This is a genomic window from Marinobacter sp. EN3, from assembly GCF_000475315.1.
Classification (GTDB): domain Bacteria; phylum Pseudomonadota; class Gammaproteobacteria; order Pseudomonadales; family Oleiphilaceae; genus Marinobacter; species Marinobacter nauticus.
Genome location: NZ_AXCC01000023.1, coordinates 78,731 through 94,418 on the forward strand (window position 1 = coordinate 78,731; position 15,688 = coordinate 94,418).

The 15,688-nt window shown below is 57.6% G+C and carries 14 protein-coding genes; 10 read left to right on the plus strand and 4 right to left on the minus strand.

Annotated features, from left to right (window positions below; genetic code table 11):
* The first annotated feature begins 59 nt into the window (after window positions 1-59).
* The 3 genes from Q675_RS27710 to Q675_RS27720 all read left to right on the plus strand — a co-directional run bounded on the left by Q675_RS27710 (window position 60) and on the right by Q675_RS27720 (window position 4,737).
* Window positions 60-2,018 (plus strand): acetyl/propionyl/methylcrotonyl-CoA carboxylase subunit alpha, encoded by a 1,959-nt coding sequence (locus Q675_RS27710; protein ID WP_023011146.1) that lies wholly within the window; start codon window positions 60-62, stop codon window positions 2,016-2,018.
* The gene (locus Q675_RS27715) at window positions 2,015-2,839 is read left to right on the plus strand and encodes an SDR family oxidoreductase (protein ID WP_023011147.1); all 825 of its coding nucleotides are present in this window, start codon (window positions 2,015-2,017) and stop codon (window positions 2,837-2,839) included. The genes Q675_RS27710 and Q675_RS27715 overlap by 4 nt, the downstream gene beginning before the upstream one ends.
* A 68-nt stretch (window positions 2,840-2,907) precedes the next feature.
* A complete protein-coding gene (locus Q675_RS27720; protein ID WP_022991435.1) occupies window positions 2,908-4,737 on the plus strand; it encodes a long-chain-acyl-CoA synthetase in 1,830 nt (609 codons plus the stop codon).
* A 396-nt stretch (window positions 4,738-5,133) separates the two neighbouring features.
* On the opposite strand, the gene Q675_RS27725 is transcribed toward Q675_RS27720, so the two are convergent.
* Together Q675_RS27725 and Q675_RS27730 are read right to left on the minus strand one after the other, a co-directional pair.
* A complete protein-coding gene (locus tag Q675_RS27725) occupies window positions 5,134-6,114 on the minus strand; it encodes an NADPH:quinone oxidoreductase family protein (protein ID WP_022991436.1) in 981 nt (326 codons plus the stop codon).
* A gap of 155 nt (window positions 6,115-6,269) precedes the next feature.
* The gene (locus Q675_RS27730; RefSeq protein ID WP_011786255.1) at window positions 6,270-6,839 is read right to left on the minus strand and encodes a BLUF domain-containing protein; all 570 of its coding nucleotides are present in this window, start codon (window positions 6,837-6,839) and stop codon (window positions 6,270-6,272) included.
* Window positions 6,840-7,022: 183 nt separating this feature from the next.
* On the opposite strand from Q675_RS27730, the gene Q675_RS27735 reads away from it, so the two are divergent.
* The 5 genes from Q675_RS27735 to Q675_RS27755 all read left to right on the plus strand — a co-directional run bounded on the left by Q675_RS27735 (window position 7,023) and on the right by Q675_RS27755 (window position 11,687).
* Window positions 7,023-7,640: a trimeric intracellular cation channel family protein gene (locus Q675_RS27735; protein ID WP_011786256.1), complete on the plus strand. Its 618-nt coding sequence runs from the start codon at window positions 7,023-7,025 to the stop codon at window positions 7,638-7,640.
* 132 nt (window positions 7,641-7,772) lie between these two features.
* The gene (locus Q675_RS27740) at window positions 7,773-9,071 is read left to right on the plus strand and encodes an NCS2 family permease (RefSeq protein ID WP_011786257.1); all 1,299 of its coding nucleotides are present in this window, start codon (window positions 7,773-7,775) and stop codon (window positions 9,069-9,071) included.
* Between the two features lie 31 nt (window positions 9,072-9,102).
* Window positions 9,103-9,645: an adenine phosphoribosyltransferase gene (locus Q675_RS27745; RefSeq protein WP_011786258.1), complete on the plus strand. Its 543-nt coding sequence runs from the start codon at window positions 9,103-9,105 to the stop codon at window positions 9,643-9,645.
* A gap of 14 nt (window positions 9,646-9,659) precedes the next feature.
* Window positions 9,660-10,322 (plus strand): fumarylacetoacetate hydrolase family protein, encoded by a 663-nt coding sequence (locus Q675_RS27750; RefSeq protein ID WP_023011148.1) that lies wholly within the window; start codon window positions 9,660-9,662, stop codon window positions 10,320-10,322.
* 60 nt (window positions 10,323-10,382) lie between these two features.
* Window positions 10,383-11,687 (plus strand): ABC1 kinase family protein, encoded by a 1,305-nt coding sequence (locus Q675_RS27755; protein ID WP_011786260.1) that lies wholly within the window; start codon window positions 10,383-10,385, stop codon window positions 11,685-11,687.
* Between the two features lie 8 nt (window positions 11,688-11,695).
* On the opposite strand, the gene Q675_RS27760 is transcribed toward Q675_RS27755, so the two are convergent.
* Window positions 11,696-12,373, minus strand: coding sequence for an SIR2 family NAD-dependent protein deacylase (locus Q675_RS27760; protein ID WP_022991439.1), 678 nt, complete (start codon window positions 12,371-12,373; stop codon window positions 11,696-11,698).
* A complete protein-coding gene (locus Q675_RS27765; RefSeq protein ID WP_014422184.1) occupies window positions 12,373-13,776 on the minus strand; it encodes an FAD-binding oxidoreductase in 1,404 nt (467 codons plus the stop codon). Before Q675_RS27765 ends, Q675_RS27760 begins: the two co-directional genes overlap by 1 nt.
* Before the next feature lie 189 nt (window positions 13,777-13,965).
* On the opposite strand from Q675_RS27765, the gene serA reads away from it, so the two are divergent.
* Both serA and Q675_RS27775 read left to right on the plus strand, forming a co-directional pair.
* A complete protein-coding gene (gene serA, locus Q675_RS27770) occupies window positions 13,966-15,195 on the plus strand; it encodes a phosphoglycerate dehydrogenase (RefSeq protein ID WP_011786263.1) in 1,230 nt (409 codons plus the stop codon).
* Between the two features lie 187 nt (window positions 15,196-15,382).
* On the plus strand, window positions 15,383-15,667 hold the full coding sequence (locus Q675_RS27775) for a hypothetical protein (RefSeq protein WP_011786264.1): 285 nt from the start codon (window positions 15,383-15,385) through the stop codon (window positions 15,665-15,667).
* The last annotated feature ends 21 nt before the right edge of the window (window positions 15,668-15,688 follow it).

Here is a 15,688-nt window from a genome sequence, read left to right on the forward strand (position 1 = left end):
GGTGGTGGTGCGGACGAGCACCCAACCCAGGCGGCAAAGTAACCAGATAGGTAACGCGTATGCTAAAAAAACTTTTAATCGCTAACCGAGGCGAAATCGCCGTCAGGGTCATCCGTACAGCCAAGGCGCTGGGCTACCGAACCGTTGCCGTCTACTCCGAAGCCGACGCCAACGCCCTGCACGTTGAACAAGCCGACGAAGCCGTCTGCATCGGCCCGGCACAGGTTGCCGCCTCCTACCTCAACGCCGACGCCATCCTCGATGCCGCAAGGAAAACAGGCGCCGACTGCATCCACCCGGGCTACGGCTTCCTCTCTGAAAACTCCGGCTTCGCCAAAGCCGTCAAACAGGCCGGCCTCACCTTTGTAGGCCCTCCCGAAAACGCCATTGAACTCATGGGCAGCAAACGCCGCTCGAAAATCGCCATGCAGGAAGCCGGCGTGCCCGTAGTCCCTGGCTACGAAGGCAACAACGCCAGTGATGATGAACTCATCGCCGCAGCCCAGGACATCGACTACCCCCTCATGCTCAAAGCCTCCGCAGGTGGCGGTGGCCGGGGCATGCGCCTGGTCGAGAGCGAGAGCGAGTTGGCCAACAACATTAAAAGGGCCCGCTCAGAAGCCAAACAGGCCTTCGGTGACGACGAACTGATCATCGAAAAAGCGGTCATCGAACCCCGGCACGTGGAAATCCAGGTTTTCGCAGACCACCACGGCAACGCCGTTTACCTGGGCGAGCGGGACTGCTCCGTACAGCGCCGGCACCAGAAAGTGGTTGAAGAAGCGCCCTCACCTTTTGTCACCCCGGAACTGCGTAAGGCCATGGGCGAAGCTGCTGTCAAAGCGGCCCTGGCCTGCGGTTACGAGGGCGCCGGTACCGTGGAATTCCTGGTCGACAAAGACCGCAATTTCTACTTCCTGGAAATGAACACTCGCCTGCAGGTAGAACATCCGGTCACCGAACTGATTACCGGCCAGGATCTGGTGGCCTGGCAGTTGATGGTCGCTGAAGGCCGCCCGCTGCCTCTGGCCCAGGATGACATCCAACTCAATGGCCACGCCATCGAAGTGCGACTTTACGCCGAAGACCCGGCCAGCGGTTTCACCCCGCAAACCGGTACCCTGCACCAGTTCACCCCGGCCGAAGGCGAAGGCCTGCGGTTTGATACCGGCGTGCGCTCCGGTGACGTGGTCAGCCCCCACTACGATCCCATGCTGGCGAAAGTCATCGCCTGGGGCCAAAACCGGGACGAAGCCCGCCGCCGGCTAATCCGGGCGCTGGAAGACACCACGGTGTTCGGCGTAACCACCAACCGCCACTTCCTCAGCCGTATCATTGCCAACGACACTTTCGGTGCCGGTGAAGCCACCACGGCCTTCCTGCAACAGGCCTTCAAGGATGATCCGTCACTGGCGCCCCAGCCGCTCACCATCCGCGAGCTGGCACTGAGCGCCTGCGCATTGAGCCTCGGCCAATCCGCCCAGGAAGGCTGGAGTAACGCCCCCGCCACCGTCATGCCGATGAAACTTGAGGCCCAGGACGAAACCCTGGAACTGCAGATCCGGCGCAGTGGCCACAAACTGCTGGTGGCTCACGGCGAAGAACACTATGAACTGCAACTGCAAAGCCAGGAACCCGGCCTGCTATGCATTATCGACAAGGGGGTTCGTCAGCGGTGCCAATACTACCGGAGCGGAGATTCCCTATATTTGCATGCGTTCGGCCGTTCCTGGTGCGTTTGGGACATCACGCACCAGCCCGCGCAAGGTGCCATGGGCGCCGGCAGCGGCAAGGTCCAGGCCACGATGGACGGTGCCATTATTGATGTACTGGCGGCAGAGGGAGATCAGGTGGAACAGGGCCAGACCCTGGTGATTCTGGAAGCCATGAAAATGGAGCATCCGGTGAAGGCGGATCGCAATGGCACCGTTAGCCAATTGCTCGCCCGCAAAGGGGACCAGGTCAAGCGTGGCCAACTTCTGGCAGACGTGCAGTCCACCGAGGAGGAAGAATCATGAGCCGGCTACAGCAGCGCACAGTGTTTATAACCGGTGGTAGCCGGGGAATCGGCCGCGCTATCGCCCTGGCCTGTGCCCGGGAAGGCGCCAATGTGGTCATTGCGGCGAAAACGGAAACCCCGCATCCAAAATTACCCGGCACCATCCACACGGTCGCTGAGGAAATTCGCAACGCCGGAGGCCAGGCGCTACCGCTGGTACTAGACGTGCGGGATGAACGACAGGTCCGCCAGCGAATAGACGAAGCCGCCGGTTATTTTGGCGGTATCGATGCCCTGGTGAACAACGCCGGGGCGATACGCCTGACCGGTGTCGAAAACCTGAAAGTGAGCCGATACGACCTGATGCATCAGGTCAACGCCCGGGCCGTATTCACCTGCAGTCAGGCGGCCCTGCCCTGGCTGAAGGAATCCGGTGGCCACATTCTCAGCCTGTCGCCGCCGCTGAACCTGAATACCCGGTGGTTTTCCCAGTACGGGCCATACACCACCACAAAATACGGAATGACCATGCTCAGCATGGGCATGGCCGAGGAGTTCCGACGCTATGGCATTGCCGTGAACTGCCTGTGGCCAAAGACTCTGATTGCCACTGCCGCCATAGAACACGAAGTGGGCGGACCTCAATTGATGGCGCAGGGACGAAAGCCGGAAATCATGGCCGATGCTGCGGTCAGCATACTGTCCCGCAGTGCGGACGAACTGACCGGGCAAGCGCTGATTGACGAGGATGTACTTCGTCAGGATGGCGTGAAGGACTTCGAACACTACCGGTATGCCGCAGGCGACAAGCCACTGCTGCCGGATCTGTTCCTGGATTAGCCGCGGAGCAATGGGTTGGTCCGCGGTTCAAAACCTACAAAGACAATGACGACTGAAACGGACGCACCATGAGCCAAGACATCGTAACCGCACGCGACATCATGCGCAGCCTGCCCACGGTTCTGAAAAAATTTCCCTTCGTGGCAAAAGGGCTTTACTACTACCGGGTAAAGGACGACAAAAAAGAGCTGACCCTTGGCAAGCTGGTAGAGCGCAACGCTGACAAACACCCCACGCGCCCTGCCATTCTCTTCGATGATCGCAGCATTACCTGGGCAGAACTGGATGCCTGGAGCAATCGAATTGCCCATTACCTGAAAGATCAGGGGCTGGTAAAGGGCGATGCCATTGCGGTACTGCTGGAAAACCGACCGGAACTACTGGCGACCGTGGTTGGCGCAGCCAAGGTCGGCGTGGCCTGCGCCATGCTGAACACCTCCCAGAAAGGCAAAGTGCTGGCCCACAGTATCAACCTGATCGAGCCACGACTGCTGGTGGTTGGTAGCGAACTGATCGACAATGCCGAGTCGGTTCGTGGAGAGGTTCAGCTCCGGCACACGCATCCCCTGCTCTACCTGCACGACGGCAACACTCTGAACACCTTTAGTGACGCGCCGGAGGGCTACGTCAATCTGGCCCTGGAAGTCAGCCGCCGGCCCTCAACCCGACCGGTCCTGAGCAACCCGGTAACCATGGGCGATACCGCCGTGTATCTTTACACCTCAGGCACCACCGGCCTGCCCAAGGCGGCGCCCGGTTCACATCGCAAATTTATCAAAGCCTACGGCGGCTTTGGCATGCTCTCCCTGGCCATGGAACCGGAAGACGTCCTGTATTGTACGCTGCCGCTGTATCATGGCACCGCCCTGCTGGTGTGTTGGGGCTCGGTCCTCGCCGGTGGCTCTGCCATCGCACTGCGCCGAAAATTCTCCGCCAGCGCCTTCTGGGACGACGTCCGACGCTACAACGCCACCACCTTCGGCTACGTGGGCGAACTGTGCCGCTACCTGCTGAATCAACCTCCCAGCAGCCAGGACCGCAACCACGGCCTGACCAAAATGATCGGCAACGGCCTGCGCCCCTCCATCTGGAAAGAATTCAAGGAACGTTTTGGCATCGACAAGGTGGCTGAACTGTATGCCTCATCAGAAGGCAATATCGGCTTCAGCAACTTTTTCAACATGGACAACACCGTGGGCTTCTCCACCGCGCCCTACAAACTGGTCAAGTACCACGAAGGCACCCGGGACCCGATCCGCAACGACAAGGGCCGTCTGGAGGAAGTGGAAAAAGGCCAGCCCGGCCTGTTGATCGGGGAGATCAACAAGAAGTGGGCATTCGAGGGATACACCCAGAAGGAAGCCACCGAGAAATCCATCCTGCGCGATGGCTTCAAGAAAGGCGATGCCTGGTTCAATACCGGTGATGTATTAAAAGAAATCGGCTGCCGTCACCTGCAGTTTGTCGATCGCATGGGCGACACCTTCCGCTGGAAGGGAGAGAACGTGTCGACAACGGAGGTGGAAAATATCATTGATGGCTCCGCCATGGTGGAGGAAGCCATTGTGTACGGTGTCGAGATTCCCAAAACCAACGGCAAGGCGGGCATGGTAACGCTGGTGCCTCAGTCCAATGGTTCGTCCTTCGATATCAACAAGCTGTTTGACTATCTGCAGGAGAATCTGCCGGCCTATGCGGTGCCGGTGTTTGTGCGGGTGACCAATGCCATCGAGAAGACGGGAACGTTCAAGTACCGGAAGGTGGACATCCAGAAGCTCGGCTATTCTCTGGAGCGGTCGGAAGACGATGTGTACGCCTGGCTGCCCGGTTCGTCCGGTTATACTTTGCTGACTCCGGAGCTAGTCTCGGATATTGATTCGGGGGATGTTCGGTTTTGATCCTGACTTTTGGAGAGGGGCCTCATAACCTAGCCTGCAACGCTTGGTGACAGTGAGTACGGGGTGCCCCTCCCAAAAACCGCTACAAGCACATCCATGTGCGCTTCTCTCCGGCCATCCATGGCCTCCGACATTTTTGGGAGGGGCACCCCGCACTCACTTCCGAGCCAAGGAGTGATAGTCAGTTTACTGAAAAACCTAGCTTTTCTCCCTGACTATTACTGTGAAGCTGACCGGCCGTGATGGGGAACGCTTCCAAAAAATTTTGAGGGCCATGGATGGCCCGAAATAAGCGCACATGGATGTGCTTGTAGCGGTTTTTTGGAAGCGTTCCCCAGCGCGGCCCACACCGAAACCTAAAGGCTAGGAGGGAGGCTATCCCTCAGGCTCCAAGAACTATTCTTCAACCCGCAAAACGATCTTGCCAGTGGCCCGACGCCCCGTGAGTGCCCCAAGCGCCGCCGCATATTCCTCGAACGGGAAAACCTCGCTGACCTTGGGATCGATCTTGCCGTCGGCATACATCTGCAACAGCTCCATCATGTTCTGGGCGCTGGTCTGCGGCTCGCGCTGGGTGAAGCTACCCCAGAATACACCTACCACAGAACAGCCCTTGAGCAGCGTCAGGTTCGCAGGAATCTTGGGGATATCCCCTGCGGCAAAGCCGATCACCAGATGGCGGCCGTTCCAGCCCATGGTGCGCAGGGCCTGTTCGGTGAAATCTCCGCCGACCGGGTCGTAGATCACATCCACACCTTTGCCCTTGGTCAGTTTCTTCACCGCATCTTTCAGCGATTCCTCGGTGTAATTCACCAGTTCATCAGCACCGGCTTCCCTGGCCACCGCGAGTTTTTCAGCAGAGCTGGCCGCCGCGATCACTTTCGCGCCCATAGCCTTGCCCAGCTCCACCGCTGCCAGGCCAACACCACCGCTGGCACCGAGTACCAGCAGGGTTTCGCCGGGCTGCAGGTTGCCTCGCTGTTTCAGCGCATAATAGGAGGTGCCATACACCATCATGAAAGCCGCTGCTTTCTCATCGGACATAGAGTCCGGAATTGGCAACAGGTTGGATTCCGGAGCAACCACTTCTTCGGCAAACGCACCCCAGCCGGTCAGAGCGGCTACCCGGTCTCCGGGTTTGAAACGGCTGACTTTTTCGCCCACTTCAAGCACTTCACCGGACAGTTCGCCACCGGGGGAAAACGGCATGGGCGGCTGGAACTGGTATTTGCCCTGAATGATCAGGGTGTCCGGGAAGTTCAGGCCTGCAGCCTTGACCCGGATTTTTACGCCGCTGCCTTTTACATCCGGGCTGGCAATGTCTTCGATGACCAGATTCTCTGCCGGGCCATAGTCTTTGCACAGAATGGCTTTCATGGTTGCTCCTGGGCTGTCTGTCTTACCCCGATGGCGTCAGGGCGGGTCTGATTTGATGTTGTAATTGACCCGGATCAACCTAAACGCACAGGGCCCGTGAAGCAAATCAAGGCTGCTTATTCATGGCAATAAGCCCGGCTGATAAACCGGCGGATTCAGAACAGTACAGCGCCCGCTACCACAGCGACGATGACCATCACACCGGCGGCCAGAAGCCCATACCTGACACCGGGAGACAGGGTTTGTGAGTGTTGAACCCGGGCTGGGCTGTCTTCGTCGTGATTGACCAGTTTCTGGTCTTCGCTGGAGCGCCGAATCAGGTCAATCATTTCCTCACACTGGTGGCTGGAGAACGCCGCCGGGTTGAAGTCCGGTAACTGGTGCTTGTCCAGAAAGGCCTGCACGTCGGATGACAGGGGTACATACTTCATCGACCAGTTGGAGAAGGTCGGGACGTCCAGCGGCTCTTCAATCAGCATGCGGATATTGCGGTGACGAGAGTCCTGGCGGATTCGTTCGAAGGTTTCCCGGACAAATTCTTCCTCGCCCTCAAGGTACTGGAAAAACCGGTTGTCGCCATAATACAAGCCACCGACCAGGCCTGCCCGACCGTTATTTCTTCGGGACACCATGAGAATTCTGGCCACGTGGGGTTCGACACCCTTTTCCAGGGGCTGGGCTTCAAACGTTGCTTCGCTGGCGTAGGCGAGTCGCATCAGGGCCATATTGCAGTACTCCGGATCAATCAAACGGGAAACAAGGCAGTGATACGCGTAACTGTCGCGCAACAGATCACATTGGCCGAATCGGCCATCAACGCCTGAAGATGAATCCCGGGACGAATTCCGCTATTCTTCCAGCCTTTCACCCACGCCCCGGACCGAATTTCGTCAAATCAGAGCTGCCCCATGTTTGACATCATCTATACTCTTGAAATGATTGGCGTTGTGGCGTTTGCCATTTCCGGCATGATCGTCGCACGGTCCAAAAACATGGATCCGGTGGGTGTTTTTGCCATCGGTTTTATTACCGCTCTGGGTGGCGGCACATTGCGGGATCTGATCATGGACAATCACCCGCTGTACTGGATCAAGCACCAGGAGCAGCCGATCATGATCCTGGCCATGGCAATCGTGTTCAGCTACTGGAGCCGGGCCCATTCCCTGAAAGAATCGAGAATCGTCTTCCCGGACGCCATCGGCCTTGGCATTTTTTCCATTCTCGGTGCGCAACTGGCTCTCGATCTGGGCCACTCCTGGTTTATCGCTTCCATGCTGGGTGTAATGACAGGCTGCTTCGGCGGCGCCCTGCGTGACACCCTGTGCAACGAAGTTCCCTTTATTTTCCGCAAGGACCAGATCTACGCCTCTATCGCCTTCGCCGGTTGCTGGCTGTACTTTGTGTGCCAGTGGTTGCTGGAGAGCGAATCCATGGCGCTGACTATTGGCCTGCTGTTTATCGTGATTGTTCGCATGCTCGCGGTGCGCTTTGATATCCGCCTGCAACGAGACCAGATGCTGAACTGAACTCTGAATCATCCCTTGGCGTGAGGCGCCTGAGCCGGTAACATTGCCGTTTTTTCACCCAATTCACGTTTTCCGCACGCAAACTGACTTTCAAACTCCCTAATCCAGGCATTCTAGAGGCAGACCCAAGTCATGCTTGAACGACTGTTCCAACTCCAGGCCCACGGCACCACTGTCCGTAAAGAAGTGGTAGCTGGCATTACCACCTTCCTGACCATGGCCTACATCATCGTGGTCAACCCCAGCATCCTGTCGTCCACCGGCATGGATTTCGGAGCCGTTTTCGTGGCTACCTGTCTGGCCGCAACCATCGGTACGCTGATTATGGGCCTCTGGGCAAACTATCCAATTGCCCTGGCCCCCGGCATGGGCCTGAACGCTTTTTTCTCGTTCACGGTCGTCGGCAGTATGGGATACAGCTGGGAAGTGGCGCTGGGCGCTGTCTTTCTCTCCGGGTTTATTTTCTTCATTCTGAGTGTGGTCAAGATCCGGGAATGGATCATCAACAGCATTCCGATGTCCTTACGCTTTGGCATTTCTGCCGGCATCGGATTCTTTCTTGCTCTGATCGCACTGAAAAACGCCGGCATCGTGGTAGATAACCCTGCGACCCTTGTGGGTCTGGGCGACATCAAAGTGGCTGAGAGCCTGCTGTTCTTCGCAGGATTCGTACTGATCTGTGCACTTTCATTCCGCAGAATCACTGGCGCCGTGATGATCGGCATCCTTGCTGTTACCGTGGCCGCCATGATGCTTGGCATGGTGGAATACAAAGGTTTTGTGTCTGCCCCACCCAGCCTTGCCCCCACCTTTATGCAACTTGATCTGGCCGGCGCACTGAATGTTGGCATGATCAGCATTATCTTTGCCTTTCTGTTCGTGGATCTTTTCGATACCTCCGGCACCCTGATCGGAGCAGCCCAGCGTGGTGGATTGCTGGATAAAGATGGCAAGCTGCCCCGTCTCGGACGAGCTCTGATGTCGGATTCCGTCGCAACCATGTCAGGCGCAGCCCTGGGTACCTCAACCACCACCAGCTATATCGAATCAACCGCTGGCATTTCCGCCGGTGGTCGCACAGGACTGACGGCGGTTGTCGTCGCCCTGCTTTTCCTCGCCTGTTTGCTGCTGTCACCGATCGCGAGCATCATCCCTGCCTATGCGACCGCACCGGCCCTGTTCTACGTCGCCGTGCTGATGGCAAGCGGCCTCAAACTGATCGATTGGGATGACATCACCGACGCCGCACCAGCGATCGTCACGGCACTGACCATGCCGCTGACCTTCTCTATTGCAAACGGCATTGCCCTGGGTTTCATCACCTACGCCGTGATCAAGGCGTTGTCTGGCCGCTGGTCCGATCTTAACGCCAGTGTCGTTACCATTGCCGTTGTATTTGTTCTGAAATTCATGTTCCTGGACGCCGCCTGAGCGGCGCCCAGAGTAATCACCGGACCCGCCCATGGACTATTTTTCCGAGAGCATCAAAAAAGCCATCCGCACTGTGCCGGACTGGCCCAAACCCGGCGTTTCCTTCCGGGACATCACCACGGTCCTTCAGGACAAAACGGCATTTCGTAAACTGATTGATGCCTTTGTTCATCGCTACCATGGCCAGCACATTGATGCGGTTGCCGCCGTCGATGCCCGGGGCTTCATTATCGGCTCGGCGCTGGCCTACGAGCTGAATGCGTCTCTGGTACTCGTGCGCAAGAAGGGCAAACTGCCCTTCGACACCCTGGTGGAAGACTACGAACTGGAATACGGCACGGCTTCCGTCGAGCTGCACGAAGACGCTTTCAAACCCGGCGACAAGGTCATCCTGGTGGACGATCTGATTGCCACTGGCGGTACCATGCTGGCCGCAACCCGGCTGATCCGCCGTATTGGTGCTGAAATCGTTGAAGTAGCCGCCATGATTGATCTGCCAGATCTGGGTGGCTCACGCAAGCTGCAGGAAGAAGGTCTGCAGGTTTATACTGTCTGCTCATTCGAAGGAGACTGAGCGGAGGCGCCACCATGGGCGATTATCAGCATCACTGGAAAGATGGAACACCGGTTCATCTTCCCCTTGGCAAAATCGTTTGTGTGGGGCGCAACTACGCCGAACACGCCCGGGAGCTGAACAACCCGGTACCGGAAGAGCCGCTGCTGTTTATCAAACCCTCCACCGCAGCGGTTCATATCACCCGCCCGCTGGTCTACCCCAGAGGCCAGGGTGCGGTGCACTTTGAAACCGAACTGGCCGTACTTATCGGCCGCCCCCTGACCAATGCCTCCGCCAGCGAAGTGGAAAGAGCCATTCTCGGTTATGGCCTGGCCCTGGATCTTACCTTGCGGGACGTGCAAAGCAGCCTGAAAGAAAAGGGACACCCCTGGGAGCGCGCAAAGGCCTTCGACGGCGCCTGCCCGCTTTCACCATTCGTTGCCGCCGACCAACTTGCCAAGGGCGACCTGAACTTCACACTGGATATCGACGGCCAGCGCCAGCAGACCGGGGATACCGGCGACATGCTGAACCCGATCGTGCCCCTGATTGCTCATATGAGCACCCAGTTCACCCTGTTACCCGGCGATGTGGTGCTGACTGGCACGCCCAAAGGCGTTGGCCCGCTTGTCAGCGGCCAGACTCTGTCCCTGGAGCTGGAAGATGTGTTATTTGTGGAGACCACAGTGGTCTGAACGCAACACGGATACGGATATTCAGACGAGCTGCAAACTTCCCGTAGAACAGGCACTACCATGGCCAGGAAACCCGTTACTTCACGCACAGGACGCTTCTTCAAACTCGCAGGCATGACCGCCACGGTGGCGGGCCAGTACGCCGGCCAGAGAGCGCGGCGCATGTTCCGCACCGAAAATGACGAAGGCGCCCAGAGCGAAAGCTACACCCGGATGGCCGGGCAAATTGCCGATACCCTGGGCGAGCTCAAGGGGGCGGTGATGAAGGTGGGGCAGATAGCCTCCCAGACCCAGGACTTCCTGCCCAAAGAATTCTCGGACGCGCTGGAAAAACTCCAGAAAGAAGCACCACCGATGCCATTCGAGGTGATTCTGGAACAGGTGGAAAGTGAGCTGGGCAAGCCGGTTGGCGAGCTGTTTGAATACCTGCAGGAAACACCCTACGCCTCTGCCTCCATCGGCCAGGTACACCGCGCCCGCCTGCACGATGGCACGGATGTGATCGTGAAAGTGCAATACCCCGGCGTGGATGAATCCTGCGACTCCGACCTCAAACAGCTACGACTGGCCCTGAAGCTCGGCGGCCTGCTGAAAATGCCCAAGGAGACGGTTGACCAGCTGTTCGGCGAAATCCGGGTGCGACTGAAGGAAGAGCTGGATTACGAGAACGAGGCGCGAAACCTCAAGCTGTTCCACGAATTCCACAAAGATCAGCCGTGGGTGATCATCCCGGAGGTGGTCGACAGCCATTCAACCCGTCGGGTCCTGACCCTGGGGCTGGTGGAGGGCGACCACGTCAGCAAGGTCACGCCGGAACACTACTCCCAGGAAACCCTCAACCTGATTGGCCACCGGATTTTCACGATCATGGCCGATCAGCTGTTCCGGTTCCAGTGCATTCACGGCGACCCTCACGCGGGCAATTTCGCCTACCGGCCGGATGGCACCATTATCATGTATGACTTCGGCTGCGTGAAGAAACTCAAACCGGAGATTGTCGAAGCCTACCGCAAAGCCTTGATCGCAGCGCTGGATGAGGACTACCAGGCCCTGGACCAGTACCTGATCGACCTGGGCGCTCGCGTGGACAGCCAACCGGCGGTCGATGAAGCCTATTACGCCATGTGGAGGGATATCCTGATCATCCCGTTCCTGAACGATGAGCCCTACGACTTCGCCGAGGCCGATATCCATAAACACGTGGCCGCCAAAACCAGCACGGTGTTCAAATACCTAGATTACTTCAAACCACCGGTCGAGAGTATTTTCATAGACCGGATGATTGCGGGGCATTACTGGATGCTAAAACGCTTAGGTGTCCAGGCAGCATTCAGAAGTGAACTGGAGAAATACCTCCGAGGCTAACGCCAAGTTCACAAATAACGCGAAACCCACTCCCGCACCCCTTCCGAGGCCCCTTTGCGAATCACCCGTGCCCGGGAGACGGACGCAGGTTCGCCAGGATCAATCACCGTGATGGGCACATCAATGTCCACCTCGTAGATCAGCCCCGCCGCAGGATATACCTGCAGCGACGTACCCACAATCAGCAGCTGGTCTGCGGTGCGCACCACCTCTGCCGCCGCATCCAGCATCGGGACTTCTTCGCCGAACCAGACGATATGGGGCCGAAGCTGGGCACCGCGATCACAGGTATCCCCGGGATTGATGTCGTTGTAGCCGATGTCGTAAATGAGGTCCGGATAGGCGGAACTGCGGGCCTTGGTGAGTTCACCGTGCAGGTGCAGCACATTGCTGGAACCGCCGCGCTCATGCAGGTCGTCCACATTCTGGGTGACCACGGTCACCTGAAAACGGCTTTCCAGCTCCGCCAGCAAGCGGTGCGCAGGATTGGGCTCAACGGTTTGAAGTTGCCGCCTGCGCTCGTTATAGAACCTCAGCACCAGATCCCGGTTGCGCTCGAACGCCTCCGGCGTGGCCACGTCGTACACACTGTGCTGCTCCCACAGCCCACCGTTGTCCCGGAAGGTGGAGAGGCCGCTTTCGGCGCTGATTCCAGCGCCAGTGAGTACGACAATGTGCTCTTGCATCAGTCGAAGATCTTACCCGGATTCATGATGTTATTGGGGTCGAATACCTGCTTGATACCGCGCAGGTAGGCAATTTCCGCCTCGCTGCGGGTGTACTGCAGGTAGGGTTTCTTGGTCATGCCCACACCGTGCTCAGCAGAGACACTGCCCTGATAACGCTCGACAATTTCAAATACCCACTTGTTCACCTGCTGGCATTTTTCGAAGAAATCTTCCTTCGCCATGTCCTCCGGTTTGAGGATGTTCAGGTGCAGGTTGCCGTCACCAATGTGGCCGAACCAGATGATCTCGAAGTCCGGGTAGTGTTCGGTAACCACGTTGTCGATTTCCTGGAGGAAGCCCGGCACCTTGGAAACCACCACCGAAATATCGTTCTTGTAGGGAATTCGCGGCGCGATGGATTCGGAAATCCGCTCACGCAGCTGCCAAAGGTTCTGTGCCTGGGTTTCACTCTGGCTGATGACACCATCCAGCACCCAACCTTCTTCCACACACTGCTCAAACAGTGCCATGGCATCGTCCATCACCTGATCAGAAACAGCCTCGAACTCCAGCAACGCATAATATGGCGCCTCGGTCTCGAACGGTGCCTGAACCTGGCCGTGGGCCAGTACATGCCCCATGGCCTGGTGAGAGAAAAACTCGTAGGCGGTCAGATCCAGTTTTTTCTGGAAAGCCTGCAAGACATCCATGGTGTTGGTGAGGTCATTCAGGCCCAGCACCAGCACGGTCAGGTCGTCCGGCTTGCGGGTAAGCTTCATGGTGGCTTCGGTAATGAAACCCAGGGTGCCCTCGGCACCGATGAACAGATGTCGCAGATCGTAGCCGGTGTTGTTCTTGGCCAGATCCTTGTTCAGATCCAGCACATCACCTTTACCGGTCACCACTTTCAGTCCGGCAACCCAGTCCCGGCTCATGCCCCAGCGAATGACCTTGATGCCGCCGGCATTGGTGGACAGGTTGCCACCGAGCTGGCTCGACCCGGCGGAGGCAAAATCCACCGGATAGTACAGGCCGTTTTCTTCGGCAAAGGTCTGCAGTTGCTCGGTCACCACCCCGGCCTGGCAACGTACGGTGCGATCACTGGCGTTGAAATCCAGAATCTGGTTCATGTTGTCGAACGCTACCACCACTTCGCCATTGGCGGCCACGGCGCCTGCACTCAGGCCGGTACGTCCGCCCGAAGGTACCAGAGCCACCTGATTGTCATTGGCAAACTTCACCAGCGCCTGCACCTGCTCCGTGGTTTTCGGCAGGACAATGGCCAGCGGCTTGGGCGGGTAGATTTTGGTCCAGTCCTTGCCGTAATTGTCCAGATCCGCAGGATCGGTGAGAACCTTGCCCGGGTTTTCGGAGGTGGCAACCAGCTCTTTAAGGGAAGCGATGATCTGTTCGGAACTCATGGATGTGTCAGTCTCTTCGAAGTTGGGCCAGGGCCTGTTCAGAGATCACTCACAAAGAATTGATTCAGGCAAACCGGCGCGCTGTGAAAATCTGCGTTTATGGTATCATACCGCCCCTGTTCTGTGAGCCAGGCCGACGATCCCTGGCTGCAGGTCATTTCACGTGACGAAAGGTTCGGAAGCAAGCCCATGTCAAATACGTCTCTCGAAAAGAGCAAAATCCGGATCCTGCTGCTGGAAGGCGTGCATCAATCTGCCATTGATACCCTGAATGCCGCGGGTTACACCAATATCGAGTATCTGACCCATTCATTGGGTGAGGAAGAGCTGATCGAGAAGATTGCCGATGCGCACTTCGTTGGTATCCGCTCTCGCACCCAGTTGACCGAGAAAGTATTTGAAGCCGCCAGGAAGCTGGTGGCTGTGGGCTGCTTCTGTATCGGCACCAACCAGGTAGACCTGCAGGCCGCGACCCGCCGTGGCGTGGCCGTGTTCAACGCGCCTTTCTCCAACACCCGTTCCGTGGCAGAACTGGTTCTGGCCCAGGCCATCCTGCTGCTGCGCGGCGTGCCGGAAAAGAACGCCAAAGCCCACCGTGGCGAGTGGCTGAAATCCGCCAAGAACAGCTACGAGATTCGTGGCAAGAAGCTTGGCATCATCGGTTACGGCAACATCGGCACCCAGTTCAGCGTGCTGGCCGAAAGCCTGGGAATGGACGTCTATTTCTACGACGTGGTTTCCAAACTGCCGATTGGTAACGCCACGCAAGTGGGCACGCTGCAGGAACTGCTGAACATTTCCGATGTGGTTTCCCTGCACGTACCGGAGACTCCGGCGACCAAATACATGTTCAAGGCCGAGCAGTTTGCCCAGATGAAGCCGGGCAGCATTCTGATGAACGCTTCCCGCGGTACCGTGGTGGATATCGACGCCCTGGCCGATGCGCTGAGTTCCGGTAAACTGCTGGGCGCAGCCATCGACGTATTCCCGGTGGAGCCCAAGTCCAACGACGAAGAGTTTGTCTCTCCACTGCGCGAGTTCGACAACTGCATCCTGACTCCGCACGTGGGTGGCTCAACCATTGAAGCCCAGGAAAACATCGGGCGCGAAGTGGCCGAGAAGCTGGCCATGTACAGCGACAACGGCACCTCCGTTTCTTCGGTGAACTTCCCGGAAGTGGCGCTGCCGTCGCACCCGAACCAGCACCGCCTGCTGCACATTCACGAGAACGTGCCGGGCGTAATGTCGGAAATCAACCAGGTGTTCTCCGAAAACGGCATCAACGTCTGTGGCCAGTACCTGCAAACCAAGGAAGATATTGGTTATGTGGTGGTCGATGTGGACAAGGCCTACGGTGAGCTGGCGCTGGAAAAGCTCCGCCAGGTAAAAGGCACTATTCGCTGCCGCGTACTGTTCTGACAGACAGCTGCCTTCAAGAACCGGAGCATCCCCCTGGGAGCTCCGGTTTTTTTATGCCATTTCGGGCCACAACGCCGCATTTCAACAAAACTTCATGCTGCCGCCCTTGAGATTCGGCCATACGTAGCCATGCTAAAAGTACCAGTCATTCAAACCGGGCCGGAACAGGCCCAGCATGGAGGTAATTATGTCCTTGAAGGAATCTCTGCAGAAGAAACTGGAAACCCAGACCGAGTACTGGAGCAAACAGATCGACAGCCTGCGTGCCGAAGCCGACGAAAAGATGGCCAAGGCAAAGGATGACCAAGCGGAAGCCGAAATTCAGAGAGAGTTTTCAGAGCGCATTCAGGCCGTTGAAGACCACATCGAGACTGCCCGAAGCAAACTGGGCGAACTCAAGGACTCCGGCGAAGATCAGCTGGAGGATCTGAAGAAGCGAATCGACGAATGGCTGCCGAGCAATACCAACTGATTGCTCCTGCCATAAAGCAAA